The organism is Actinocrinis sp., from assembly GCF_035650855.1.
Lineage (GTDB): Bacteria > Actinomycetota > Actinomycetes > Streptomycetales > Catenulisporaceae > Actinocrinis.
Window position 1 is genome coordinate 1 of the sequence record NZ_DASRGV010000186.1, and the last position, 25,728, is coordinate 25,728.

Genomic DNA, 25,728 nt, shown 5'->3' on the forward strand with positions numbered 1-25,728 from the left:
GATGAGTTCGCCTCCTGGGGCGTGGACTACGTCAAGATCGACGGCGTCGGGCTCAGCGACGTGGCGGACGTCCAGGCCTGGTCCACCGCGCTGCGGCAGACCGGGCGGCCGATCCACCTGGAGCTGTCCAACAGCCTCGCGATCAGCGCCGCGGCGACCTGGGCGCAGTACTCGAACGGCTGGCGCACCGGCGGCGACATCGAGTGCTACGGCTGCGAGAGCGGCGGCAGCAGCTACCCGCTGACCAGCTGGAACAGCGTGCAGTCCCGATTCGCCCAGGTCGCGAACTGGCAGCCGTACGGCGGCCCCGGCGCGTTCAACGACTACGACTCGATCGAGGTCGGCAACGGCGCGAACGACGGACTGACGCCTGACGAGCGCCAGACGCAGCTGAGCCTGTGGGCCCTCGCCTCCTCTCCGCTGGTCCTGGGCACCGACCTGACGAACCTGGATCCGGCCGACCTCAAGCTGCTGAAGAACCGCGCGGTGCTCGCGGTGGACCAGGACGCGATCGACGCCTCCCGGATCGCGCAGTCGGCCACCTCCCAGGTCTTCGCCAAGACCGAGAAGAACGGTGACGTGGTCGTCGGGCTCTTCAACACCGGGCCGAGCGCCGCGGTGGTCTCCACCACCTCCTCCGCGCTCGGTCTGCCCGCCGCCAAGGCCTACCTGCTCGACAACCTCTGGACACACCGGACGACCGAGACGACCGGCACCATCGCCGCGGACGTCCCGTCGCACGGCGTAGCGCTCTTCCGCGTCACCGGCACGAGCTTTCCGTACCTCGCGCCGCCGGACGTGACCGTCGATCTCAGCTCACTGAGCAACGCGTCCGCCGGGCAGCCTGCTTCCGTCACCGAGACCTTGACCGACAACGGAATCGAGCCGATCGAGCTGGCGCGGCTGAGCCTCGCGACGCCGGCCGGATGGACCGCGAGCGCCACCTCGGCCGGCCAGTTCCCCGTCGTCCGGCCGGGTCAAAGCGTGCAGACCACGTACCAAGTCGTGCCGTCCGCGCCCTCGGCGCTGTTCGAGACGGACACGGTCACCGCGAACGCCGACTACCGCTGGCACCTGCTGTTCCCTGGCAGCGCCTCGCTGGCCGAATCGGCGACGCTCGGCGCGCCCGTCCAGGCGCCGTATCAGACCTTTGCCTCGACCGCCGCGAACTTCGCGCAGCTGGGCGACCGGCTCGGCATCCAGGCCGGCGGCGGCGACGTGTACGGCGGCACGAACCAGTACGGCGCGATCTACCTCCACGGCGCCGAACAGGACGGGATCGCGGCGACGGTCGAGGTCACCGCTCAGGCGAACACGAACGCATGGGCCAAGGCGGGGATCATGGTGCGCAACGACCTCACGAACGCCAACGGCTCCCCCGGCTTCCTCATCCTGGCCGAGGCGCCCGGGCACGGCTACGTCATGCAGTGGGACGCCAACGGCGACGGCCAGCTCGACTCCAACAGCGCGCCCAACAACCAGGGGCTCGGCACGGCCGCGTATCCGAGCTGGCTGAAGCTGGTGCGCAGCGGCGCCTCTTACACCGGCTACTACTCGACCGACGACGTCAACTGGACGCTGATCGACACGGTCGCGGTGCCGACCGCGGCCGCGACTCAGGATGTCGGGGTCTTCGCCACCGCGCACAACTCCGGGGCGATCGGCGAGGTCGACTTCCAGGACCTGACGGTCGGTTGAGCCGACGCCTGCGGGCGTTGGGTCTCAGACCAGGCTCGCGGCGCGGGCCGCCTGCCGCCGGAGCCCGGCGAGGACGGAGAGCCGGTCCTCGGCCAGGATCCGCAGCGTGGTGGCCCGCGCCGGGAAGCGGCGCATGTATGTCGTGGTGAAGTGGGTTCCGTAGTGGACGAATTCGTCGCGGGAGGCCTCGTTCAGCGGCCTGACACAGGTCTGGAAGTTCGGTGCGTGGAAGTACGTCATGGCAAGCCGCTCTGCGGCCTGCGGCCAGGATTCGCGCGGCGCCGGCGGCAGCAGACCGCAGGTCATGTACTGCATCAGCACACCGGGAAGGACCGTCAGCGGCTCGGTCTCGCCGGGCCGCACGACGATGACCAGCAGGCCGTCGTCGATGCGTGGAGCGGCGGCGGTGGTCGCCTCTGTTCGGCTGGCCTGCGCGTGCCTCGGCTCGAATCGCAGGACGCGCAGGGAATGCCAGCCGCCCCAGGTCAGCCTCGCGAACACGTCCGGGTCATCGGCCGCGAGGCCGAGCGCCACGAGCCGCAGCACGCGGTCGGCGATCTCGCCGAGCCGGTCGGCCAGGGCGAGCATGGCGCGGCGGTACTGGGCGTCCGGCCAGGGCACCGGACCGTGGCAGGGCCAGAACTCGCGCACCCGCGGGTCGTCGGGCGCGATGTCCTGGCACACCGTGAAGGCCTCGCAGCGATCCGGCTCCGTCGCCTCCGCCTCCTCCCCCGGCGCCGCGTAGCCGGCGTACGTCAGATTGCTGACGTAGCGGGCCTTGGCCGTGGCCGGCCGGGCGAAGAAGCGCTCGCCGGCAGCGAAGGCCTGCTGCGCCTCCGGCGCCAGCTCCTCGGCGGCGACCTGAAACGCGCCCTCGGTGCGCCAGGACCGCACCAGCGCCTCGCCGAGCCGCGCCTCGGCCGGCGCGGGCTGCGTCGCGAACGGATACGGCACCCTCACGCGTTCCTCCTCAGGCCGGGGCCCCTATGCGGAGGAGCCCCGGCAGCCATGGCGGATCCCAGATCGGCGAAGACCGGCAGCCTTCGCTCGCCGCTCAGGACCCTGATGCGATCGCGCGCGGGACCGGGCGGGCACACCAGCCGCAGGCCGCCGCCGAGCGCGCGGGCCCGCGCGTGCGCCCGCTCCAGCACGTGCAGTCCCGCGGCGTCGAGGAAGGTCACCTCGGACAGGTCCACGAGCAGGTCGGCGCAGTGCGGCCCGATCGCCCCGGACAGCTTCCACTCGACGCTGCCGGCCGCCGCGCAGTCGATCTCCCCGGACAGCTCCACCACCGTCCAGCCGCCGATCACGAGGCAGTGCGCGGCGTGCAGCGCGGGTGGCGGCGCTGGGCGCAGGCCGGGGCCGATGATCAACCGAGTCTCCATAGTCACAGGTCAGCGGGCACTTGCAGGCAGGGCGCCGAGGTGCGTCCGCGGCCTGCACTGACTCTGAAGCCTGATGGTGTATGAGATACGATGGGCGGCCGGATGCGGCTCACGCATGCCCTTATGCGAAATCGGCATACGCGATCACTCAGCGAGTCGGCGGCGGTGGGTTAGCGTGAGATCCGAGCCTTCCGCAGCGGTACGGCTCGGCAGACTCGGGCAGCGCGGAATCCAGCCCTGCGGGGAGACCGATGCACAGGTCGACAAGTGACGGCCACCAGCCGCGGCCACGGCAGCTGATCGCCGCGCCGCCCTCGCACGCGGTGACAGCGCACGGTGTGACGGCGTACAACCGGCTGAGCGGCCCGCGGGCCGGGTACCGCCCCGCGGCCGCCGGGCTCAGCCCGCTGCCGGCGGAGTTCTGGCGTTCCTGGGAGGTCACCCGCGCGGTGGCGGGCAACACGCCGGGCACGGTGATCGCGCTCACCCGCCAGGCGCACGGCCTGAGCCAGGCCGAGCTCGGCGCGCTGGCCGGGTTCTCCCAGTCCGCGATCTCCCGGCTGGAGACCGGCGGCAACCTCGGCTACGACATCAGGGTGCTCAGATCGCTGGGCCGGCTGCTCGGCGTGCCGCCCCGGCTGCTCGGGCTGGCCGACGACAGCCCGCCGGCCGCGCTGGAGTCGGTCCGGCTGCCGATCGTGGGGCGGCTCGAGGAGCTGGCCGGCGAGAGCTCGGCGGCGCTGCCGGGCACCGCGGTGGACCGCAGGACCCTGCTCGACGCCTGCATCGCGGCGGTCGTGGGCGCGCCGACCCAGGAGGCCTGGCGGCTGGTGGACGACGGCCGCGTCGCCGACCCGCAGACGGTGCACCGGCTGCTCGTGGTGCGCCGCCTGGTGAACGACGCGGACTCGTGGATCGGCGCGGACGGGCTGGCGCCCGCGGTCGCCGAGCTGTACCGGCTGATCGATCTGATGCGCCGGGCGGCCAGCGGCGGGATGCGGCAGTGGCTGCTGGACGTGACCGCGCTGTACGCGGAGTTCTACGGCTGGCTGCGGCAGGAGGTCGGCGACCTGCGCGGCGCCGCGGAGTGGACCGAGCGTTCGCTGCAGCAGGCCCAGGCCGCCGACGACCGGGACCTGGTCGCGTACGCGTACGTGCGGATGGCGCAGCTGGCCGAATCAGACCGCGACGACGACCGGGTGATCGGCCTGTCGCGGGCCGCGCTGCGCGAGCCCGGGATCTGCGCGCAGGTGCGCGCCCTGGCGCTGCAGCAGGAGGCGCGCGGCCACGCCATCGCCGGGAACGCGGCGGCGTGCATGAGCAGGCTCGACGAGGCGCGCGGGCTCGACCTGCCGGACGCGCCGCCGTGGAGCGACCGCTACCGGGTCGGCTACTACTTCGACGCCAACCACCTGAAGATCCAGCACGCCTCCTGCCTGTTGGAGCTGGGCCGGGTGCGTGACGCGATCACCTTCTACGAGGACCACACCGACAGCCGCGAGCACCTGTGCCGCTGGGAGCAGGCCGTGCACGTCGCCCGGCTGGCCCGCGCCTACGCGCTGGTCGGCGAGCTCGACCGGGCGGCCGCGGTCGGGACGCAGGCTCTTGAGATGGGCAGCGGCACCGCCTCTACGCTGGTCGTCGAGGAGCTGCGCAAGCTCGACGTGTGGGACGCGGTGCCCGCGATCGCGAACCTCACCGCGGAGCTGGACCGCCTGTCCTGAGGCACATCCCGGCAAGTCATAGGATGTTTCATCATTGTTTCAGTGCCCAGCGCAAGATGAGCTGGGATATCTCCTCGCTACTGCGCTCACCCATCGGATGATTTATTGACCGGGCGTCTGCCCCGGTGTAAGAAGTCGCCGTGTACACGACGAGGTCTACACCAGTACGGAGGCGGTACCCGATGATGCGGCGATCCAGGAAAACCGCGCGGCTTTTAGGCACGCTCGCGGCGGCGGCGCTGTGCGCGGGAGCCGTCCAGGGAACGGCGTCGGCCGGGGCGCTGGGAGACGGCTCCTCCTCCGCCGCCCCCGACCACGTGCCGTGGCAGCTGCTGCGGCCGCCGATGGGCTGGAGCAGCTGGAGCTCCTTCCACGGCGGGATCAGCGAATCGCTGATCGAGGCGCAGGCCACCGCGATGCACACCACGCTGCAGAAGTACGGCTACCAGTACGTCAACATCGACGCGGGCTGGTCCGACCACGTGGACCAGTACGGCCGCGACGCCTGGAACGCGACGAAGTTCCCCGACGGGATCCCGGCGGTGGCCAAGTACGTGCACTCCCTCGGCCTCAAGTTCGGCATCTACCTCGTCCCCGGCATTCCGAAGGCCGCGCTGGCCGCGAACTCGCAGGTCGCCGGCACGCCCTACCACGTGGCCGACATCGCGGACAGCACCAGGCCCGGCAACACCGCCGCGGACGGCTCGGCCGCCATCGACTACACCAAGCCGGGCGCCGCCGCCTACGTGCAGTCCCAGGCCGACCTGCTGGCCTCCTGGGGCGTGGACTACATCAAGATGGACTTCGTCGGGCCCGGCGGCGGCCGGGTGGCCGCGGACAACCGGGCCGACATCGAGCACTGGCACACCGCGCTCGCCCGCACCGGGCGCCCGATCCACCTGGAGCTGTCCAACTCGCTGAGCTTCGCCGACGCCGCGGTCTGGGCGCAGTACAGCAACGGCTGGCGCATCGAGGGCGACGTCGAGTGCTACTCGCACTGCCCGGGCCTGACCAACTGGTCCGTGCGCGTGGTCAAGCGCTTCACGGACGCCCCGCAGTGGGTGCCCTTCGCCGGGCCCGGACACTGGAACGACCTGGACTCGGTCGAGGTGGGCAACGGCGCGGCGGACGGGCTGACGCCGGACGAGCGCCAGTCCATGGTCACCCTCTGGTCCGTCGAGTCCGCGCCGCTGCTGCTGGGCACCGACCTGGGCAAGCTGGACCCCGCCGACCTGGGGCTGATCACCAACCCCGAGGTCATCGCGGTGGATCAGGCCGGGCACCCGGCGCACCCGGTCTCACAGGCGACCCCGCAGCAGGTGTGGATCGCGGCCAACCCGGACCACAGCTACACCGTCGCCCTGTTCAACCTCGGCGACACCGCGGCCCCGGTCACCGCGAACTGGAGCGACCTGGGCGGCGCCAAGTACGCCCTCGTGCGCGACCTGTGGCAGCACAAGAACCTCGGTCTCCTCCGCGGCGGCTACACCGCGACCCTCGCCCCACACGCCTCGCTGCTGTTCCGAGTCATCCCGCTGGGCAAGTGACCGGTTCGCCCATCCACCACAAGGGGGACGGAAGGAAGAAAGAGCCTTGAAACGCATTCTGCTAGGCGCGGGCGCCGCCGTCGCCGCGGCAGTGACCGCGATCGCCGTCGCGACGAGCGCACAGGCGAGCCCGCCCGTGACGCACGCGGCCGCCTCCGCCGCCGACCCGACCTCCGGGCTGACCCGCTACACCGACAGCTACAAGGTGCAGCACCCGTACAACCTGCCGGAGTCGGCGCGGTTCTCGGTGACCGGCGGCGAGTACAACCTCTGGATCCTCAAGGGCGACAAGGGATACAGCTCGGGCACCACCACCGGGGCGCGCACCGAGATGCGCTGGGCCACCAACTGGACCAGCGGCGAGCACCTGTGGGAGGCCGACGTCCTGATCGACCCGGGCACCACCGGCACCTGCATCATGCAGGTGCACGTCAACGGGCCGGGCGAGGCGATCTACATCCAGACCAAGAACGGCAACCTGTACAACAGCGTCAACACGCTGCTGGCCACGAACATGGTCGGCAAGTGGTTCCACCTGGCCGCCGCGTACAACCCGAGCAACCACCAGGTGCAGATCTGGGTGAACGGCAGCCTGGCCCTCAGCAGCCACTACACCAAGCCCGCCGGGACGGCGTTCTACTTCAAGAACGGCGTGTACAACCTGAGCGGCAGCAAGTCCGAGACCCACTTCAAGAACATCGCGCTCTGGCACGGGTGACCGCGCCCGCGCTGAGGCACTGAGCTCCCGACCGCCGAAGTCCCGGCGCGTTACCGCAGTTCAGCGGCGCGCGCCGGGACTTCGCGCGTGCCTGTGATCGATCGGGGCATACTCCAGGCATGTCAGCGCCAACCCGGTCAAACACGATGCCGGCCTACGACACCGCGTTCGTCCTGGGCGGCGGCGGGCACCTCGGCGCGTACGAGGTCGGCATGCTGCGCGCCCTGCTGGAGGCGGGGATCAAGCCGGACCTGGTGCTGGGCACCTCGGTCGGCGCGATCAACGGCTCGGTGCTCGCGGCCGATCCGACCGAGCAGTCGGTGGCCCGCCTCGCCGAGCTGTGGAGCGGCCTGAGCAGCGGCGGGATCTTCGAGGCGAACCTGTTCACCCGGCTCGGCACGGCGGCGCGCACGCGTACGCACATGTACTCCAACTCGGTGCTGCGCCGGATGCTCGAGTCGGACCTGCCGGTCTCCCGGATCGAGGAGCTGGCGGTGCCGTTCCAGTGCGTGGCCGCCTCGATCGAGCGGGCGGCCGAGCACTGGTTCGCCGAGGGGCCGATCGCCGACGCGGTGCTCGCCTCCTGCGCGGTTCCGGGGCTGCTGCCGCCGGTGGCCGTCGGCGGCGAGCACTACCTGGACGGCGGTCTCGTCAACAGCGTCCCGGTCGGCCGCGCGGTCGCCCTGGGCGCGCGCACGATATACGTGCTGCACGTCGGGCGGCTCGAACAGCCGCTGCGGCCGCCGCGCCGGGCCTGGGAAGTGGCGGCCGTGGCCTTCGAGATCGCCCGGCGGCACCGGTTCGCCCGCGACATGGCCGACCTGCCGCACGGCATCACCGTGCACCTGCTGCCTACCGGCGCGGACGCCGACCGGACCACCAGCTGGGCGCAGTACGTGCGCTACCGCTCCTTCGACGACACGCGGGACCGGATCCAGCGGGCCTACGCGGCGTCGGCCGCGTATCTGGAGCGCGCCCGGCGCAATCGGACGCGCACATGAGGGCGCTGCTGCTGAAGCACGCCGCGCTGCGGCGGCCGCTCACCACCGCGACGGCGGCGCTGCTCTGGGCGCTCTTCGCGCTGCTGACGCCGGTCGTCGCGCTGATCTGCGGGCTGTTCTCGCTGCGGCCGGGCGGGCGGGCGCGGGCGGTGCGGATCGCGGTGTTCGCGCTCTGCTATCTGACCGCGGAACTCGCCGGGCTGGCATACGCCGCCTGGCTCTGGCTGCGCGCCGGCTTCGGCCGGCGGCTCGGGACTCCCCGCATGCAGGAGGCGCACTACGCGTTGCTCGCCACGCTGCTGCGGCGGCTGTACCTGATCGGCAGCAAGCTGTTCAACGTACAGATCAGCGCCCCGGCGACGGTCACGCCGCACAGCTGCGCACCGCCGAGCCTGCCGCCGACGCCCGGGCGTCCACTCATCGTGCTCAGCCGTCACGCCGGTCCCGGCGATTCCTTCCTGCTCGTGCACGCGCTGCTCACGCTCGCGCATCGCAGGCCCCGTATCGTGCTGAAGGAGTCGCTGTGCTTCGATCCGCTCATCGACGTGATCCTCGGCCGGCTGCCGCACTGCTTCGTCGGTCCGGGGGTGCGCGGCGGCGAGCGGGCCACGGAGCAGATCGGGCGCATCACCGGCACGATGGGCGCGGCCGATGCGCTGCTGGTCTTTCCGGAGGGCGGCAACTTCACGCCGCGCCGACGGCTTAGGGCGATCGCCAGCCTGCGTCGCAGGGGCCTGGCCCGAGCCAGCGCCCGCGCGCATCATCTGCGTAACCTGCTGCCCCCGCAACCGGCCGGGGTGTTCGCCGCGGTCGACGCCGCCCCGCACGCCGACCTGGTTTTCGTCGCGCACACCGGCCTGGACCACATGCAGTCGGTGGGCCAGGTGTGGCGCGGCCTGCCGCTGACGCACCCGGTCGAGGTGACCTGGTGGACGATCCCCGCCGAGCGGGTCCCGATGGAGGAGGACGCGCGGCTGCGCTGGCTGCACGGCAACTGGGCCGAGATCGACGCGTGGATCAGCCGCGCGCAGCAGACCGAATCCATGTCTTAGCTCTCGCGCGCTGGTGGCGGCGGGTACCCGCCGCCACCAGCCGGCAGCGTCAGCGCTCGCCTAACTCAGCGCCCTGCGAAGGAGCCTCGCCTACATGACGTTGCTCGGCGGACGCCACATCGGGTACATCATCGTGGTCGCCGGAACCCCGTCCGGGAACGGAATCGGCTTCGGCAGGTCCCGATAACCGTGCCGGGCATACAGCCGGCGGCTGTCGATGCTCGCAGCCTCCAGATATGCCGCGACCGGCTCCTCGGACCCGGCCAGCACGCGATGATGCGCTTCCAGCAGCGCGGAGCCGATCCCGCGCCCTTGGAGCTTGGGGTGGACCGCGAGGATCGCCAGGTGATCGTGACTCTCGCCGCTCGGGTGATGCCGCTCCAACTGTGCGTCGAAGGCCCGGAAGCGGTCCACGCGAGTGCCGGTCACCTCAGCCAGGCGCGCGCCGTACTCGGAGTCGTCGGCGTGACCGTCATCGCCGTCATGGCCGTCCTCCCGGTACGGGATCCACAACGCCGCCGCCGTCCGATCAGGAGTCGTGTACACCGTTCCGGCCGCCAGCGCCTGATCCACGTAGAGGCGGAAGTAGTCCGGGAACAGCTCCTCGCGCGCCGCCGCGTCGGGCACCAGCCAGACCGAGGCGGGCAGGTCGTGGAACGCCGTGGCGATCAGGTCGCTGAGTTCCGCGGCGTCGTCCGGTTCCGCCTCGACGACGTCGACCGCGCACAGTTCGGGGCTCATGCGCCCTCCCCGGCCAGCGACGCGGCAGACGCCTTGGCGTCCGCGGTGACGCTGTGCGCCGTGGCCGCGTCCGGTCCGAGGCCGATCACCTCGTACACCTCGGGCCTCCTGGAGCGCAGGTAAAGCGCCCAGCACACGCCGATCACGCCCGCCACCGCGAACAGCGAGGGCAGCACCTTGCCGGGCGTCGAGGGCGAGGTGTAGCCGAGCAGGAGCGAATAGTTGTTCGCGCACAGATACACCATGACCAGCAGCACGAGCACTGATATGCCCGGCGCGATCACCCGCCGCCACAGGTTCTCCTCGCCCGGGTGCGCCGCGAAGTACCTGACCACGGCGACCGAGGTGAGCGCGAGCAGGATCAGGATGCCGAAGCCGCCGGTCGTCCCGCCCCAGAAGAACAGGTCGGTCTGCGGATTCCAGCCGCCGGCCGCGAAGGCGAGGATCGCCGCGAGGCCGATCGCGCTCTGCACCGCGGAGGCGGTCCGCGGCACGCCGTTGACGCCGGTGCGGCCGAAGGAGCCGGGCAGCACCTGCTCTCGGCCGAGCGAGAAGGCGTAGCGCCAGCAGGCGTTGTGGAAGGCGAGGGCGGCGGCGAACAGGGAGGTCATGAAGAGGACCTGGCCGGCGTTGTTCAGGAAGTCCGAGCCCATCGCGAACAGCATGCCGGGGCCCTCGCTGGCCGCGGTCTTGGCGACGTTGCCGACGCCGTAGTGGATGGACATCACCCACGAGGCGGCGGCGTACACGACGCCGATGACCGCCAGGGCGAAGTAGGTCGCGGTCGGGATGGTGCGCCGGGAGTCGCGGGCCTCCTCGGCGTAGACCGGCGACTGCTCGAAGCCGACGTATCCGAGTACTGCGATCGCGAGCGCCGCGCCGATCCCGCCCTTGGTCAGGTCGCCGGGGTTGAGCGTGCTGAAGGTGACCTTCCCGCCGGCCGGGTGCAGGCCGCCGTCGATGGTCAGCGCGACGATGACCAGCACCTCGAGGGTCAGCAGCGCGCCGAGCACGCGGCCGCTCAGGTCCACCCGGATCAGGCCGAGCGCGGTGACCAGGACCCAGGCGATCAGCGCCCAGATCCACCACTTGACGTCGGTGCCGGTCTTCTGCTGCACGTAGGCCTCGACGGTCGGGCCGAGCATGCCGTACAGGCCGATCTGCAGCAGGTTGTAGGCCAGCAGCGCGATCAACGCCGCGGCGACGCCCGCTTCGCGGCCGAGCCCGCGGGTGATGAAGGCGTAGAAGGCCCCTGCGTTGCTGATGTGCCTTGACATCGCCACGTAGCCGACGCTGAAGAGGCCCAGCACGACGGCCACCACGATGAAGGCGGCGGGGACGCTGGTCAGGCCGGTGGCCGCGAAGGCCGTGGTGACCACGCCGGCGGTCACGGTCAGCGGGGCCACTCCGGCCAGCACGAAGTAGACCACTGACGGGACGCCGAGCCGGTCGCGGGCGAGCGCCGCGGAGACGCTCCCCGGCTGCGCGAGTGTGCTTCTTGCCATGGTGGGTGCTCCTATCGGGGACGGATAGAGCCTTGATGGCGGGCGGACCGGGCGGCTGGGGCCGGCCGGTGCCGGTATCGGATGGTGGTGGGTACTTCCTCGCAGTCAGAGGCGGTGGGCGGCGATGGCGCTGCCGACCGCCGCCTCGGTCTGGGTGATCAGTTCGACGAGCGAGGCGCGCAGCGAGCCGAGCAGCTGCGCGGCCCGCCGCAGCGCGGCCGGGCGGCTCTGCCGGACCTCCCACAGCACCGGCTGGTCGAGCCCGGTGGCCCGCAGCAGGCCGATGAGCACGAGGTCCCGCGGTTCGAGGTCCTGGCCGCGGATCAGCTGCGTGCACAGCAGCGCGGTCGGGCGCACGGCGACGTCCACGGAGGTGGGCAGCCAGCGGCCGCCCTGCCACGGCCGCTTGCGCGCCTCGCGCACCAGCAGGCCGTCGTCGATCAGGCGCCGGCCCACCTCGACGTGCGCGCTCTGGCCGAAGAAGGCCAGCCAGGTGCGCGTCGGATGCTGTTCCTGCTTGAGGAATTCCAGGACGCGGCCGGACAGCGCGTCCTCGCGCGGACTCGAATCGAGCACCGCGACGGTCCCGTCGCGCAGCTCGATGCGTTCGGCCAGGGCCAGCTCGCCGAGCAGCGCCCCGGCCAGGCCGAGGCCGGCGATCCGCTCCGCGAGGCGCGGCTTGCCGGTCGACTCCTCGTGCGCCATGAGGAAGAAGTCGTCGGCGAGCCGGCCGGTGCCGCCGCCGGCTCTGTGCTCCTGACCGTGCGGATGTCCGGTCACGGCGCCGCCATGCCGTCGGCGCGCCGCCTTACACGGCGTCGGCGGTGTGCCGGGCGCATGTTCAGAGCCTCCAACATCGGATGACAGCTGAGCCGTCATCACGGAACGCATCGCCGTGGAGACTATCCGCTTAACCCGTACAGATTCCAGAGCCCGGGGCGATCAGCTTCGAACTCTGCGATCGATCTTTCTGAGGATTCTGTGAGAACCCGGCCGGAGCACCTCAGTGACCTGCGATAACGCCCCAGCGCGGGCCGCGGCCGTTGGCTGAAGCGGCCAACAATCCGGCCCCGGACTTGGCACACATCACACCTGTGCGGCATCCGGCCGCACGGAAGAATCGGAGCGGTCACGCCACGGGCCGCGCCGCGCGGGCGGCGCGCAGAGCCGGCGCCGGCGCCGTGGCCTTCGTCCCCTGAAGGAGCCACCGTGTCCTCCGGTACCCGAATCGTCTCGCTCGGCCACTACCAGCCCGCCCGGGTGCTCACCAACGCGGACCTCGAAGAGATGGTCGAGACCAGCGACGAGTGGATCCGCAGCCGCGTCGGCATCGCGACCCGGCGCATCGCGGGCCCGGACGAGACCGTGGACGAGATGGCCACGGCGGCCGCCGAGAAGGCGCTGGCCTCCAGCGGGCTGACCGCCGCGCAGATCGACCTGGTGATCGTCGCCACCTGCACCGCCCTCGACCGGTCTCCGACCATGTCGGCGCGTGTGGCGGCCCGGCTCGGCCTGGGCAGTCCGGCGCTGCTCGACGTGAATGTGGCCTGCGCCGGCTTCACCCACGCCCTCGCGCTCGCCGACCACGCGATCCGCGCCGAGAGCGCCACGAACGCCCTGGTGATCGGGGTGGAGAAGCTGAGCGACTTCACCGACTGGACCGACCGCAGCACCTGCGTGCTGGTCGGCGACGGAGCCGGGGCCGCGGTCGTGAGCGCGAGCGAGCAGGCCGGGATCGGCCCGGTCACCTGGGGTTCGGTGCCGCAGATGGCCAGCGCGGTCCGGATCGAGGTGGAGCGGGACGAGGACGGCGCGCCGCGGCGGGCGGGCGGGGCGCGGTTCGCGCAGGACGGGCAGAGCGTGTACCGCTGGGCCACGACTCAGCTGCCCGAGATCGCGCGGCGGGCCTGCGAACGCAGCGGCCTGACGCCGGCGGACCTGGCCGCGGTGGTCTTCCACCAGGCGAACCTGCGGATCATCGAGCCGCTGGCGGCCAAGCTCGGCGCGGTCAACGCGGTGGTGGCGAAGGACGTGGTCGAGTCCGGCAACACCTCGGCGGCCAGCATCCCGCTCGCCCTGGCCAAGCTCGTCGAGCGCGGCGAGATCCCGTCCGGCGGCCCGGCGCTGCTGTTCGGATTCGGCGGCAACCTCTCCTATGCCGGGCAGGTCGTACGCTGTCCGTGATCAGGCGGGCGGCATTTACAGACCGGCACACACAGAGCGGACGAGCGCGCATGGCGGAGCAGGCTGGCTGGAGCACGCGGCAGGTGGAGACCGGCAACAGCTTGGCCTTCAACGTGGCCGAGCAGGGTGACGCCGGCGGTCGCGCGGTGCTTCTGCTGCACGGATTCCCGCAAACGCACCGCTGCTATGACGCTCTCGCGCAGCGCCTCGTGCCGCACGGCCTGCGGTTGCTCGCGCCCGATCAGCGCGGCTACTCCCCTGGCGCGCGGCCGATCGAGGTCGAGGCGTATGCGATCGGTGAGCTGGCCGGGGACGCGGCGCGGATCCTGGACGCCTACGGGATCGAACAGGCCGACGTCGTCGGTCACGACTGGGGCGCGGTGGTCGGCTGGGCGCTCGCCGCGACACGGCCCGAGCGTGTTCGTACGCTGACCGCGGTGTCGGTACCGCACCCGCGGGCTATGGGCGCCGCGCTTGCGGACGAGAACAGCGGGCAACGCGAGCGTTCCGCGTACATCCAGTTGTTCCGCCAGCCGGGCAAGGCCGAGGACGTGCTGCTGGAGGACGACGCGGCGCGGCTGCGCGCCGTGTTCGAGCCGCTGCCGCAGTCCGCCGCCGAGCCGCATGTTAGAGCCCTGAGCGACCCGGCGACGCTTACGGCGGCGCTGAACTGGTACCGCGCGATGCGAGCCGAGGTGTCGGCCGCACTGCCGCGGGTCAGCGTCCCGACGACGTACGTCTGGTCCTGCGGCGACATCGCGATCGGGCGCGCCGCGGCGGAGCTCTGCGCCGGGCAGGTGACCGGCCCGTACCGCTTCGTCGAGCTGGACGGAATCAGCCACTGGATTCCGGACCAGGCTCCTGACGCGCTGGCCGCGGCCGTGCTCGAGCGCCTCGGCTGACCCCGCGCCAGAACGGATACAGCCAAAACCGACGCGGCTAGAACGGATACGGCGCGATCTCCGCCCGGACCGTGACCCAGCGCGTCTCGGTGAAGGCCTCGACGTTGGCCGCCGCGCCACCGAAGCGGGCACCGGTGCCTGACGCCGCCAGCCCGCCGAAGGGCACCGTCGCCTCGTCGTTGACGGTCTGGTCGTTGATGTGCACCAGCCCGGTCGGGATCCGGTCGGCCAGCTCGAGGCCGCGCATCACGTCGCGGGTCAGGATGCCGAGGGAGAGTCCGTATTCGGTGTCGGCGGCGAGCTTGGCGGCCTGGTCGAGCGTGGAGAACCGGGTGACCGGCGCGACCGGGCCGAACACCTCCTGGGCGTATGCCGGGGCGTCGGGCGTCACCTCGGCCAGCACCGTCGGGCGGTAGAAGAGGTCTTCGTAGGTGCCGCCGGCCGCCAGCCGCGCGCCGGCCTCGACGCTCGCGGTGACCAGGCCGTGCACCTTGTCGCGCTGCCCGGCGTCGATCAGCGGGCCGAGCGCGACCGTCCCGCTGGCCGGGTCGCCGACCGGCAGGTGGTTCGCCTTCTCGGCGAGCGCGGCCACGTAGTCGTCGTAGACGGCCTCGTGCACGAGGTGGCGTCCGGTGGTCATGCAGATCTGGCCCTGGTGCAGGAACGAGCCCCAGGCCCCGGCGGAGACCGCGCGGTCCAGGTCGGCGTCGTCGAGCACGATCAGGGCGCTGTTTCCGCCGAGCTCCAGGTGCGCGCGCTTGAAGTGCTCGGCCGCGAGGACTCCGACGCGACGCCCGGCCGCGGTCGATCCGGTGAACGAGATGACGCGCACGTTCGGGTCGGTGACCAGTGCCTCGCCGGCCTCGACCCCGCCGGGCAGCACGTGCAGCAGCCCCTCGGGCAGCCCGGCCTCCTCGAAGAGGCGGGCCAGCACGACGCCGCCGCACACGGCGGTGCGCGGGTCCGGCTTGAGGATCATCGCGTTGCCGAGGGCCAGCGCCGGCGCTACCGAGCGGCTGGCCAGGATCAGCGGGAAGTTGAAGGGGGCGATCACGCCGACCACGCCGACCGGCACGCGGCGGGAGAAGCTGAGCCGCGGTTCGCCGCTGGGGATCAGCTCGCCGTAGGGGCGGGACGGAAGCGCCGCGGCCTCGTGCAGTTCGCCGAGCACGAGGCCGATCTCGAAGGCGGCGGCGCCGGGCACCTTGCCGCCCTCGCGCACGAGCCACTGCTCGACCTCCGCCCGATGCTCCTCCAGCAGCACGGCGGCGCGGCGCAGCACGGCGGCGCGCTCGTGGTACGGCGCGGCGGCCCAGGCCGGCTGCGCGGCGGCGGCGAGCGCGCTCGCGCGGGCCACGTCGGCGGCCGCGGCCGAGCCGATCCGGGCCAGCTGCCCGCCGGTCGCCGGTTCGACGACCGCGGCGTCGCCGCCGGCGGCCTCGCTCCAGCCGCCGAGGAACACCTGTCCGTCCCAGGTCGACGGGTCGAGGAATGCTTGGTCTGCCACGGCGAATCTCCTGCTGGCGGCGCGGCCGGTAAGGCCGGGTGGGGCGGGCGATATTCGAGCAACGGGTGCGCAGGGCGAACGTTCGTGCTGGCTGCGAACATAGGCCGCTACGCCTGAGTCGTCAACGGTTCAACTAGATGGTTCGACCGGAACCCGCCGCGCGCGTGGGCGCGAGCCGTTGACCGGCCGATAGGAGCCGCCATAACGTGCGAGCGGATCAACTGAGTCGTTCCGAGTAGTCCAAGGCGGGAGGGGAGCGGATGGCCGAGCCGGCGCCGGAACCCGCGCCCCAGCCGAGCCGGGACGGCGCGGGCGCGTTCGTGCAGTCGCTTGACCGCGGGCTCGCGGTGATCCGGGCCTTCGACGCCGAGCATCCGGAGCTGACGCTCTCGGAGGTGGCCAGGGCCACCGGACTGACCCGGGCGGCCGCCCGGCGCTTCCTGCTGACTTTGGTGGAGCTCGGCTACGTGCGCACCGACGGCCGGCTGTTCGCGCTGCGGCCGAAGATCCTCGAGCTCGGCTACGCCTACCTGTCCAGCCTGAGCCTGCCGGAGATCGCGCTGCCGCACTTGGAGCAGCTGGTGGAGCGGGTGCACGAGTCCAGCTCGGTCTCGGTGCTCGACGGCGACGAGGTGGTCTATGTCGCGCGGGTGCCCACCAAGCGGATCATGACGGTCTCGATCAGCGTGGGGACCCGCTTCCCCGCGTATGCGACCTCGATGGGCCGGGTGCTGCTGGCGTGGCGCTCGGCCGAGTGGCTTGACGGCTACCTGGCGTCGGCCAGCCTTCGCGCGCTGACCGCGCACACGCTCGCCGATCCCAAGTCGCTGCGCGCCGAGCTGGCGGCCGTGCGGGAGCGCGGTTGGGCCATGGCGGATCAGGAGCTCGAGGAGGGGCTGCGTTCGGTGGCCGCGCCGATCCGGGACCAGTCCGGCCAGGTGGTGGCCGCGATCAACGTGGCGACGAACGTGTCGCGCACCGGAGCCGACGAACTGGTCGACCGGATCGTGCCGCAACTGCTGGTCACCGCCGGCCTCATCGAGCAGGATCTGGCCCGGTCCACGATCGCCCAGTCCTCAGGAGCCCGATCCACGGGACCGCGGTCCCCGGCCTCGGCACGGCGCGGACAGCTCGCGAAGCAGGCGGCGGCTAGCCGACAGCCGGTCCCGAGGCTCTGAGGACGTCGAACCGCAGCAGGACGCGCCGGTCACGCACCATCGCGGCGCGGTACTCGCCCCAGTCGGGGTGCTCGCCGCTGACCGTGCGGTAGTAGTCGACCAGCGCCTCGATGCGGTCCGGGCCGTCCGCGAACTCGGCCTGCCCCTCGACCTGGACCCACGGTCCGTAGAAGCCTTCGCTGAACACGCACAGCGCGACGCGCGGGTCGCGGCGGGCGTTCTTCGTCTTGGCGCGGTCCTCGGTGACGCTCACGATGATCCGGCCTTCGGCATCGACGCTCGGCGTCACCGGCGACATCTGTGCCTGTCCGTCGCGGCGGTACGTCGTCAGCACGCCGCGCGGATTGGCGGCCACGAATTCACGCGCCCGCGCGATCCGGTCAACCTCGTCGCCCACGGCGACTCCCCTCTCCCCTGGCTGCGCCGACTGCCCGTCAGCTCCCTTGCCGGGAGCCGACTGCGACGGCACCCGAAGTCAACCGGATCGGCGCTGCGCCGATTCCCGCGCCGCGCCGAGTCAGGCCTGAATTCCCCCGCGCGAGTAGCCGACCAGATAATCCGGTATCCGCGCGCCCTGCGCGAGGTTCTCGTCCGGGACCGGTGCGCCGGCGGCGAGCCTGAGCGGGATGTGTCCGGCCCAGTACGGCAGGTCGAGGTCCTCGGGCTCCTCGCCGATCTGGGAGCCGCGTGCCTTCAGCGAGACCTCGTCGAGCTCGATCGCCACGATGGCGGTCTTGGCGAGCTCCTTGCGGGACGCGGGGCGGGTGTCCTTCGACCGGCCCTCGGCGACGTGGTCGATCAGCGCGGCCATGGCGCTGAGCTTCTCCTCCTCGGACCGCACGACGCGGGCGGTCCCGTGGATGACCACCGATCGGTACGGGGCCGAGTGGTGCAGCCACGAACGCGCGAATACGAGGCCGTCGATCAGCGTGATGGTCACGCCGACCGGTTCGCCGTCGAGAAGGGAGAAACGCCCGCCGGAGGAGCCGTGGATGTACAAGGTGTCGCCGTTGCGCGCGTGTACGGTCGGCAGCACGACCGGGGCGCCGTCGCGAATGAAGCCGACGTGGCAGACCAGGGCTTCATCGATCACCGCGTGGACCGCGGCGCGGTCGTAGCTGGCGCGCGACGCGTAGCGGGTCGGAGTGCTGCGCTCGGTCCGTATGTACTCGTCCTGGGTGTATCCGCTGTCTGTCGCCGCCACCGCTTGCCCCTTCTATTGTTCTAATACATAATACATTTTGTGTTGGAACAAAGCTCCTGGGTCGCAGACTATGAGGTCGCCGGGGCCCGCGCAAGCGATATCGCCGCCAGCATCGAGGCGGCGATCACGCACGGCCGGTTGACGCCCGGCGCCGCGCTCCCCCCGGTTCGCGAGCTGGCCGCGCAGCTCGGCGTGAACGCGAACACCGCCGCGAGCGCCTACCGGCTGCTGCGTGACCGCGGCACGGTCGAGACCCGCGGCCGCAACGGCACGCTGGTGCGTGAACGCCCGGCGACCAGTCCGGCCAGCCGCGCGCTCGCTCTGCCGTTGGGGACGGTGGACTTGTCCACGGGCAACCCGGACCCGACGCTGTTACCGCACCTGAACCCTCGACCGGTGACGCGGCCACACCTTTACGGCGAACCGGTGCTTGATCCCGCGCTGCGCCGTCACGCCGAGCGCATCCTTTCCCGCGACGGCATCGACTCCGAGCACCTGGCCTGCACCTTCGGCTCGCTCGACGGCATCGACCGGCTGCTGACCGCGCATCTTCGGCCGGGCGACACGGTGGCGGTCGAGGACCCGGGCTGGGCGCATCTGCTCGACCTGCTGGCCGCGGACCGGCTCACGCCCCTGCCGGTCGCGGTCGACGACGCCGGCCCCGATCCGGAAGAGCTGGCCAAGGCGCTGGCGGCGGGCGCGAAAGCGTTCATCGTGACCACCCGCGCGCAGAACCCGTACGGCGCCGCGATCACCGAGGAGCGTGGCAGGCAGCTGCGCGCGGTGCTGCGGGACTATCCCGATGTTCTGACGATCGATGACGATCACGGCGCGGACGTGACCCCGGGTCCGCCGTATTCGCTGGCCGAGGCGACGCGGCACTGGGCCTATCTGCGCAGCGCGTCGAAGTCTTACGGTCCGGACCTGCGTATCGCACTGTTGTCCGCGGACGCGATTACTCACGACCTCATCGCCGGCCGGCTGCGCCATACCGCACGGCACGTGAGCCGCATCATCCAGACGACGTGGGCCGATGCCCTTGCCGATCACGCGACGCAGAAGCTGGTGAGCAGCGCCGGGGAGCGGTACGCGGAGCGCCGTACCGCGCTGATCGATGCGTTGATGCAACGGGGCGTTCAGGCTCACGGAAGCAGCGGCCTGAACGTGTGGGTGCCGGTCCCGGACGAGAGTGCCGCGCTCAGCGCTTTGCTGGCGGCGGGATTCGCTGCCGCTCCCGGTGCGTGGTTCCGGATCCGTACCGCACCGGGCCTGCGCGTCACGAGCGCGGTACTCGATCCGAGTCAGTCCGATCGCGTGGCGGATGCGCTGGCGACGGCCGTACACCAGCCGCCCGACCCCGGCACCGGCTGGAGCTGACGCGCCGTCACGGCGCGAGGTCGAGATCAGAGCTCGGCGGGGCGCTCGTTGTACACGCCCGCGTACTCCTGCCCGGAGAGCTTCTGGATCTGCTCGATGACCGCGTCGGCCACCACCCGCCGGGCCCGCGAGTTCTCCGCCACCGGCTCGCCCGGGAAGTCCAGCTTCGTCGCGTCGATCGGCTCGCCGAAGCGCACGGTGACCGGGACGATCTTCGGGATCTTCGCGCCGACCGGCAGCACCTCGCGGGTGCCCTGGACCGCGAGCGGCACGATCGGCGCGCCGGACTTGAGCGCCAGCCAGCCGACGCCGACCTTGGCCCGGTAGAGCCGGCCGTCGAGCGAGCGGGTGCCCTCGGGGTAGATCACGAAGGCGCCCCCGCTGTTGATGACGGCCAAGGACTGGTCTAGCGAGTCTTTAGCGGCGCGATGGTCGCCGCGCCGCACCGGGATGGCGCCGATGGCGGTGAAGAACCCCTTCATCATGGCGCCCTTGACGCCCTTGGTCTCGAAATACTCCGCCTTCGCGATGAAGGCGACGCGCCGCGGGGTGATCATGGGGATCAGCAGGGAGTCGACGAAGGAGAGGTGGTTGGAGGCGAGGATCACCGGCCCGTGGCTGGGGATGTTCTCCCGGCCCTCGATCTTCGGCCGCCAGATCAGCAGCGTCAAGCGGGTCGTCAGTGCCTTCAACACCACGTAGAACACGCCACGCCTCTCTAGTCCGTCACGGCGCCGTTGTCCGTGTCTGCGAGCGGGCCGGAATCGAAGGATACGGCCTAGCCTCGTTCGGGTGACAGCCGCCCGACACGTCCGGCGCAGTGTCGCACCAGCCGCGTCTCGTCTGCCAACCTCACGTTCACTGTGCTCGATACAGCGCCTGTCGTCGATGGCGACCTGATGATCAATACCATGCGCGCGCCGTTGCCGGGGCGGGTGTTCCCGTCCCGTCTGCCGCGTGACCGCCCACCGCTCGGCCCGGACGGAAGGCCGGCGACGCGCTGGACCGATCCGCGTGTCGCGGCGGCCTACGCGGAACGCGACGACGAGGCGGAACGCGACACGCTCTGGCCGGTCCTCGCCGACGCGGTACGCCCGCCGCAACCCAAGCGCGTCTCCGGACGGCCGGACGGCACGGTCCTGGACCTCGGCTGCGGCCTCGGCGGCCTGGCGCAGTACCTGGCGGACCGTCATTGGCTGCGCGTCTACGCGTTCGACGTCTCCCCGACGATGCACCGGATCGGCGCGCAACGCTTCCGCGACGCCTGGGTTGTACGCACGATGCCCGACACGCGCGGCCGAATCCCGCTGCGCCGAGCACAATGCACGGCGGCCGTCGCGCACCGGCTGTTGCTCCATCTGGCGCACCCCTGTCTGATCGTCGGGTTGCTGACCGAGGCTCGCAGGGTGCTGCGCCGGGGAACGCCGCTGGTCGTGGTCGAGCGGGACACCCGCGAAGCGCCCGCCGCAACACCGGGCGCGAACGAACCGGCTGCCCGGAACCTGTCAGACGGCGACTCGTACGTCGAGCACTACCGATTGCGCGACGGGTCGACGCTTCCCGTCACCGCGTGGTGGTACTCCCCCGCGACCATCGTCGAGTGCATGGCGACGGCCGGGTTCCACATCGAGGAGATCCGGGTTCTGCCGTGCCCGGATCGTCCGCTCCTGTATCGCGCCTCCGCGCTTTAGCGGCGCTGCGCCGAGGCCTTGGCCGCCCTTTACCGATCCCCGCCGCTGCTGACTTAGCCTCCTGCCGCCGCACGCAGCGCGTCTGCGATCCCGGTGTCCTGCGGGCCGAGGAAGGTCGGATCCGGCGTGAAGACGCCCTGGTACATCGCGCTCGCCCCGGCCAGGATCTCGCGGGCATCGTCGTTGAGGTACTCGTCGTGGCCGAGCCGCCAGCCGGCGGCGCCGTCGCCGACCCCGTAGGCCTCGATCCCGGCCGCGCGGCACAGGTACACCGCGCGCGGCACGTGGAAGGACTGGCTGACGACGATGGCGCGGGTGACGCCGAAGACCCGCTTGGCCCGGTCGCAGGTCTCCCAGCTGTCGAATCCGGCGTAGTCGAGCACGATCAGCCGGCTCGGCACGCCGTGCGCCTCGAGGTAGTCGCGCATGGCCTTGGGCTCGTTGTAGGTGGGCGTCGAGTTGTCGCCGGAGACGAGGAACACCTTGATCTTGTGCGCCCGCCACAGCGCGAGCGAGACGTCGAGCCGTGAGGCGAGGTAGGGGCTCGGGCTGTCGCCGGAGACCGCCGCGCCGAACACGATGCCCACCGGCTCGGCTGGAACGGTGGAGACGGAGCGGACGTACTGGTCGCCGCTGAGCCGTACGAAGGACACCGGTAGGAAGAACAGCACGGTCGCGACGCAGATCAGCTGGTAGGTCCGCCGCAGTCGTCGGCGCCGAACCGCCGCGCGCGAGGACGTCTGGTCACCCTCGGCGCCTACCCGCTCCTCCGGCAGCCGCTCCGCCGCAGCGCCCGCCTGCTCATCGCCAGCGTCCGCCCGCTTCTGCTCCGCCCCGCCCCCAGCAGTCAGTCCACTGTCAACGCCATCAACACTGCCAACTCCATTAACTCCACCAACGCCGCCGATGCCATCATGGCCGCCGTCATCAGGAATCTGCGTCACCGCCGCCTCCACCCCGCAGCCCGCCTCGACCCGTACGGTCACCTGCTGGAAGGGACTGTGGCTGCTGCCTTAGCGGTTGCGACTCACACAGCGCGGGACCGGCGGCGCAGTGCCAGCTCGTCCACGACTCCGTGGCTCAGCAGCGCGGCGGGCGGATCGGCGGCCGCGCCGTCCACCGGCTCGCCGGGCAGCTGCGTGAGCACCGCCTCGACCTCACGCCACACGGCGCCGACGGAGATGCCGAACACGCCCTGGCCCGCGTGCACCAGCTCCACGACCTCCTCGGCCGAGGTGCACTCGTACACGGTCGCGCCGTCGCTCATCAGGGTGATGCCGGCGAGCTCCGAGCTGCTGCGCGCGTGAACGTGCGCGACGGCCGCACGGATGTTGTGCAGTGAGACACCGGTGTCCAGCAGTCGCTTGACGATCTTGAGAATGACGATGTCGCGGAAGTTGTACAACCGGCCGGCGCCTGAGCCCGGCACCGGGGTCAGCGAGGGTCGCACCAGGTCGGTCCGGGCCCAGTAGTCGAGCTGGCGGTAGGTGATCCCCGCCGCAGCACACGCGACCGTACCCCGGTACCCGTAAGTGTCGAACGGATCCGGGGCAGCGCCCCGCGCACCGGTGGCAACCGCGCTCAACGCCGACCTCCGTTCCGCACGTCGTGCTTACCGCTGACTGCTTACCGCGTTTAGGTGCCGTCTGCCGTTCTCGTTCGCCGTCTGTCGTATACCGCGCACCGCCCGACCCACACCACCGGCCGCCGCAGCGCTCTCGCGCCCTCGGCCGGAAACCCGCCCCGTCAGTGGCCTTCCCACTGCGGCCTTCCCACAGTGGTCTTCCCATGTGGAGCCGGTCCGGCAAACCCTCCGAACCGGTGACCCGGCCCGCCGGGACGGCCGCCCTACCACCCCATCGCAGCGCCCGCGACGCTGTCGACGCTTCGTGGCAGGCTCTGCCGACCGTACGCAGTAGCCCCTCCCCGCGTCAACGACCACCGCGTTCGCCACGCCGGGCGACCGGGATCGCGCCGGTTGGATCAGGCCTCGAAATCCTCCGGCGAGATCTGGTCCAGGAACTCCCGGAACCGCTCCACCTCGTCCTCCTGGTCGTCCGGCAGCAGGATGCCGGCCTCGGCGAGCACCTCCTCGGCGGCGAAGATCTTCGCCCCGCAGCGCAGCGCCATCGCGATGCCGTCGGAGGGCCGGGCCGAGACGGTGACCCCGCCGTCGAAGACCATCTCGGCGAAGAAGGTGCCCCCGCGCAGCGAGGTGATCCGCAGCGCGGTGAACCGCCGTCCGAGCGCTTTGAGGGTGTCGCGGAACAGGTCATGGGTCAGCGGCCGGGGCGGCGCGGCCCCCTCAAGCGCGGCCGCGATCGCGCTCGCCTCGCCCTGGCCGATCCAGATCGGCAGGAACCGCTCCCCCGAGCTCTCCCGGAGCAGCACGATCGGCAGATTGGACGGCAGTTCGACGCGAACGCCGACAACGTCGAGTTCGTTCACGATAGACACCCTAGCGCGCGCCGGGGCGCACAACCGCTCCAGCCGGTTGATTCCAAGGCCTGGGGGCCGAAACGCTTCGGGAGCACGTCCCAAGCACGTCGCGGAGCAGGAAGAGAAGCGGGAAGAAAGCGCGAAAACCAGTCGAGGAGGCTAGGGAATCCGAGTCTCCCGGGCGCGCTCCCGAGATGGTCCATGGCGAAGCACGTGAAGCAGCGAAGAGGGCGAAGCGGCGAACGTCGGCGTGGCGGCCCGGAAGAGGGCGGCGTCGATGGGGCCAGCGCCGCGGGTCGGCCGTCAGCCGCGCAGGAGCGCAGCGCGGACGAGGGCGGCGTGGAGGCGGACCGCGGCTGCCGCGGCCTCGGCACCGCGGCCGGGTCCGGCAAGGAGGGTGCGCTCCCGCCGGGCCGCGTCACGGCTGGGGCCGGGCGAGGTCGCCGACGTGATGAGTTCCGCGACGCGAGCGGCCGAGGCCGCCACCACGCGCAGGTGCCGCGGCTCCATGCCGAACTGGGCCAGTTCCGCTGCCGCGCGGGCGACCAGCAGGTCCGCGCCGCCGGCCGACCGGTTCCCGGACAGCAGGCCGTACTCCACCAGCCCGTCCACCCAGGCCCGGTCCGTGCGCGCCGCAGCTGCCAACTGGTCCCGGTCCAGGGCCACCTCGCCGAGGTCAGGCGCGAAGAATTCGGGGTCGGGCCAGCGACGGTCGGCGCGACGGGACGCGACGGTGGACGTCGCGGCGGCATTGGTGCCCGAGCCGTTTGCGACCGGGCCGTTGGTGGCCGCGCCATTCGCGACCGTGGAAGTCGCGGCTCCATTCGCGATCGTGCTGGTGGCGGCCGAGCCGTGCACGGCTGAGCCTTTGGCGATCGTGCCGTTCAAGGCCCGACCGTTCGGGGACGGTGCGGTCTGAGACGGTGCGGCCGCTGCGGAGGCTTTGGCGGCGGAGTCGATACGGGCGGACGCGGGCGCGGCACCGGGCACGGTTGCTGTCGCGTCGGTCAGGTCAGCACACTGCGACTGGTGCTCGAGACCCGCCGGGCCCTGCTGCGGCACACCGGCGACCGGCTTCCCACCGCTGGCCGCCGGGACGTCGAAGAGCGCGTCCGCGGGCAGCCGGCCGGCCTGACGCCGAGTCGCAACGCCCTGCATGTCGTCCACCGCGGCCGAGCGCGCCGCCGGGACCCGCGAGGAGGCGGACCGGCCGGTACGCGCCATGCCGCGGCCCGTGTGGCGCGCGGCTGCGGCGGCCTGGCCAGGCGCGCCGACCGCTGCGAACTCGTCCTCGGCCGCGGATTGCCCGGCGGCCGGGTGAGTCAGCGGATGCTCGGCGCCGGAAAGGTCGGCGGCGTCGGGGCTGCCTGCCCAATCGGATCCCGCTGCGCCGGGATCCGGATGCCCGGCGTCTGCTGGATCCGACACCGCGGCTGCGGGCTGGTTCGACAGCACGATCCTGATGAGGTCGAGGTCGGCCTCCGAATAGCGGCGGTAGCCCGAGGAGCTGCGTGCCGGGATGAACTGCCCGGCCGCCTCGATCCGGCGCAGCGCCGCCGCCGTGACGCCGGGGAAATCGGCGGACAGCGCGGCCGCCGCCTCGCCGATGGTCAGGGTGCGGCGGCTCACGCGGCCATAGGACGAGGCCGCGGTGTGCGCCCGCGCCCCGGTGCCCGCCCGGCCCTCGGCCGCACTGCGCGCCGTGCGCGTGCCGGCCCCACTACCGTTCGTCGACCCTCGCGTGCCCGCCATGGTGTCTCCCGGTCCTCGTGGTGCCAGATGGTGCTCGGTGCCCTCACCGCTTCCGGATCCAGTATGTCGGGGGCCGCCGACAGGATCGGAGGACCGCCGGTCGAACCGGATCCGGCCCGGTCG

General features: G+C 71.8%; 24 protein-coding genes. 11 read left to right on the forward strand and 13 right to left on the reverse strand.

The genetic code is table 11. The features are described from left to right. The coding region (locus tag VFB40_RS13730) for an NEW3 domain-containing protein (protein WP_324850628.1) at window positions 1–1,698 on the forward strand (1,698 nt) is incomplete at its 5' end. A 24-nt stretch (window positions 1,699–1,722) separates the two neighbouring features. Here the strand turns inward: VFB40_RS13730 and VFB40_RS13735 are convergent. Together VFB40_RS13735 and VFB40_RS13740 are read right to left on the reverse strand one after the other, a co-directional pair. Continuing rightward, window positions 1,723–2,658: a 2-oxoglutarate and iron-dependent oxygenase domain-containing protein gene (locus VFB40_RS13735; RefSeq protein ID WP_324850630.1), complete on the reverse strand. Its 936-nt coding sequence runs from the start codon at window positions 2,656–2,658 to the stop codon at window positions 1,723–1,725. Further along, window positions 2,655–3,083 carry an STAS domain-containing protein gene (locus VFB40_RS13740; protein ID WP_324850632.1) on the reverse strand — a complete coding sequence of 143 codons (429 nt, stop codon included), beginning with the start codon at window positions 3,081–3,083 and terminating at the stop codon, window positions 2,655–2,657. Before VFB40_RS13740 ends, VFB40_RS13735 begins: the two co-directional genes overlap by 4 nt. 251 nt (window positions 3,084–3,334) lie before the next feature. Here VFB40_RS13740 and VFB40_RS13745 point away from each other — a divergent pair, with 251 nt between their 5' ends. From VFB40_RS13745 to VFB40_RS13765, 5 genes are all read left to right on the forward strand, one after another. Further along, complete coding sequence (locus tag VFB40_RS13745) at window positions 3,335–4,807, forward strand: NsdA family TPR-like regulatory protein (protein ID WP_324850634.1); 1,473 nt, start codon at window positions 3,335–3,337, stop codon at window positions 4,805–4,807. Between the two features lie 182 nt (window positions 4,808–4,989). Further along, window positions 4,990–6,354 carry a glycoside hydrolase family 27 protein gene (locus tag VFB40_RS13750; protein ID WP_324850636.1) on the forward strand — a complete coding sequence of 455 codons (1,365 nt, stop codon included), beginning with the start codon at window positions 4,990–4,992 and terminating at the stop codon, window positions 6,352–6,354. Between the two features lie 46 nt (window positions 6,355–6,400). Beyond that, on the forward strand, window positions 6,401–7,072 hold the full coding sequence (locus VFB40_RS13755; RefSeq protein ID WP_324850638.1) for a polysaccharide lyase family 7 protein: 672 nt from the start codon (window positions 6,401–6,403) through the stop codon (window positions 7,070–7,072). Between the two features lie 119 nt (window positions 7,073–7,191). Next, window positions 7,192–8,073, forward strand: coding sequence for a patatin-like phospholipase family protein (locus VFB40_RS13760; protein WP_324850640.1), 882 nt, complete (start codon window positions 7,192–7,194; stop codon window positions 8,071–8,073). After that, window positions 8,070–9,125, forward strand: a complete 1,056-nt coding sequence (locus tag VFB40_RS13765) for a 1-acyl-sn-glycerol-3-phosphate acyltransferase (RefSeq protein ID WP_324850642.1) — start codon at window positions 8,070–8,072, stop codon at window positions 9,123–9,125. Before VFB40_RS13760 ends, VFB40_RS13765 begins: the two co-directional genes overlap by 4 nt. A 90-nt stretch (window positions 9,126–9,215) precedes the next feature. On the opposite strand, the gene VFB40_RS13770 is transcribed toward VFB40_RS13765, so the two are convergent. The 3 genes from VFB40_RS13770 to VFB40_RS13780 all read right to left on the reverse strand — a co-directional run bounded on the left by VFB40_RS13770 (window position 9,216) and on the right by VFB40_RS13780 (window position 12,151). Further along, a complete protein-coding gene (locus VFB40_RS13770; RefSeq protein WP_324850644.1) occupies window positions 9,216–9,866 on the reverse strand; it encodes a GNAT family N-acetyltransferase in 651 nt (216 codons plus the stop codon). After that, on the reverse strand, window positions 9,863–11,371 hold the full coding sequence (locus tag VFB40_RS13775) for an APC family permease (protein WP_324850646.1): 1,509 nt from the start codon (window positions 11,369–11,371) through the stop codon (window positions 9,863–9,865). Before VFB40_RS13775 ends, VFB40_RS13770 begins: the two co-directional genes overlap by 4 nt. Window positions 11,372–11,476: 105 nt before the next feature. Further along, the gene (locus tag VFB40_RS13780; RefSeq protein ID WP_324850648.1) at window positions 11,477–12,151 is read right to left on the reverse strand and encodes a GOLPH3/VPS74 family protein; all 675 of its coding nucleotides are present in this window, start codon (window positions 12,149–12,151) and stop codon (window positions 11,477–11,479) included. Between the two features lie 429 nt (window positions 12,152–12,580). On the opposite strand from VFB40_RS13780, the gene VFB40_RS13785 reads away from it, so the two are divergent. Next, the gene (locus tag VFB40_RS13785; protein ID WP_324850650.1) at window positions 12,581–13,555 is read left to right on the forward strand and encodes a beta-ketoacyl-ACP synthase III; all 975 of its coding nucleotides are present in this window, start codon (window positions 12,581–12,583) and stop codon (window positions 13,553–13,555) included. Window positions 13,556–13,605: 50 nt separating this feature from the next. After that, window positions 13,606–14,457 carry an alpha/beta fold hydrolase gene (locus VFB40_RS13790; RefSeq protein ID WP_324850652.1) on the forward strand — a complete coding sequence of 284 codons (852 nt, stop codon included), beginning with the start codon at window positions 13,606–13,608 and terminating at the stop codon, window positions 14,455–14,457. A gap of 37 nt (window positions 14,458–14,494) precedes the next feature. Here VFB40_RS13790 and VFB40_RS13795 read toward each other — a convergent pair whose 3' ends face one another. Next, window positions 14,495–15,964, reverse strand: a complete 1,470-nt coding sequence (locus VFB40_RS13795) for a vanillin dehydrogenase (protein WP_324850654.1) — start codon at window positions 15,962–15,964, stop codon at window positions 14,495–14,497. A 260-nt stretch (window positions 15,965–16,224) separates the two neighbouring features. Between VFB40_RS13795 and VFB40_RS13800 the strand changes: the two genes are divergently transcribed. Beyond that, a complete protein-coding gene (locus VFB40_RS13800) occupies window positions 16,225–17,142 on the forward strand; it encodes an IclR family transcriptional regulator domain-containing protein (protein ID WP_324850656.1) in 918 nt (305 codons plus the stop codon). Here the strand turns inward: VFB40_RS13800 and VFB40_RS13805 are convergent. Together VFB40_RS13805 and VFB40_RS13810 are read right to left on the reverse strand one after the other, a co-directional pair. Next, window positions 17,114–17,539 carry a PPOX class F420-dependent oxidoreductase gene (locus VFB40_RS13805; protein WP_324850658.1) on the reverse strand — a complete coding sequence of 142 codons (426 nt, stop codon included), beginning with the start codon at window positions 17,537–17,539 and terminating at the stop codon, window positions 17,114–17,116. The genes VFB40_RS13800 and VFB40_RS13805 overlap by 29 nt on opposite strands. A 120-nt stretch (window positions 17,540–17,659) precedes the next feature. Beyond that, on the reverse strand, window positions 17,660–18,346 hold the full coding sequence (locus VFB40_RS13810; protein WP_324850659.1) for a pyridoxamine 5'-phosphate oxidase family protein: 687 nt from the start codon (window positions 18,344–18,346) through the stop codon (window positions 17,660–17,662). A 39-nt stretch (window positions 18,347–18,385) separates the two neighbouring features. Between VFB40_RS13810 and VFB40_RS13820 the strand changes: the two genes are divergently transcribed. Further along, entirely contained in the window at window positions 18,386–19,723 is a 1,338-nt protein-coding gene (locus VFB40_RS13820) for an aminotransferase class I/II-fold pyridoxal phosphate-dependent enzyme (RefSeq protein ID WP_349261470.1), read from the forward strand. Between the two features lie 26 nt (window positions 19,724–19,749). Here VFB40_RS13820 and VFB40_RS13825 read toward each other — a convergent pair whose 3' ends face one another. Beyond that, window positions 19,750–20,430 carry a lysophospholipid acyltransferase family protein gene (locus VFB40_RS13825; protein WP_324850661.1) on the reverse strand — a complete coding sequence of 227 codons (681 nt, stop codon included), beginning with the start codon at window positions 20,428–20,430 and terminating at the stop codon, window positions 19,750–19,752. A 204-nt stretch (window positions 20,431–20,634) separates the two neighbouring features. Here VFB40_RS13825 and VFB40_RS13830 point away from each other — a divergent pair, with 204 nt between their 5' ends. Further along, window positions 20,635–21,414, forward strand: coding sequence for a methyltransferase domain-containing protein (locus VFB40_RS13830; RefSeq protein ID WP_324850663.1), 780 nt, complete (start codon window positions 20,635–20,637; stop codon window positions 21,412–21,414). A 53-nt stretch (window positions 21,415–21,467) separates the two neighbouring features. On the opposite strand, the gene VFB40_RS13835 is transcribed toward VFB40_RS13830, so the two are convergent. From VFB40_RS13835 to VFB40_RS13850, 4 genes are all read right to left on the reverse strand, one after another. Beyond that, entirely contained in the window at window positions 21,468–22,400 is a 933-nt protein-coding gene (locus VFB40_RS13835; RefSeq protein ID WP_324850665.1) for a SanA/YdcF family protein, read from the reverse strand. Window positions 22,401–22,441: 41 nt separating this feature from the next. Continuing rightward, window positions 22,442–22,999 carry a MerR family transcriptional regulator gene (locus VFB40_RS13840; protein ID WP_324850667.1) on the reverse strand — a complete coding sequence of 186 codons (558 nt, stop codon included), beginning with the start codon at window positions 22,997–22,999 and terminating at the stop codon, window positions 22,442–22,444. 398 nt (window positions 23,000–23,397) lie between these two features. Continuing rightward, the gene (locus VFB40_RS13845; protein WP_324843285.1) at window positions 23,398–23,862 is read right to left on the reverse strand and encodes a bifunctional nuclease family protein; all 465 of its coding nucleotides are present in this window, start codon (window positions 23,860–23,862) and stop codon (window positions 23,398–23,400) included. 294 nt (window positions 23,863–24,156) lie between these two features. After that, window positions 24,157–25,605, reverse strand: a complete 1,449-nt coding sequence (locus VFB40_RS13850; RefSeq protein ID WP_324850669.1) for a MerR family transcriptional regulator — start codon at window positions 25,603–25,605, stop codon at window positions 24,157–24,159. Window positions 25,606–25,728: the final 123 nt, after the last annotated feature.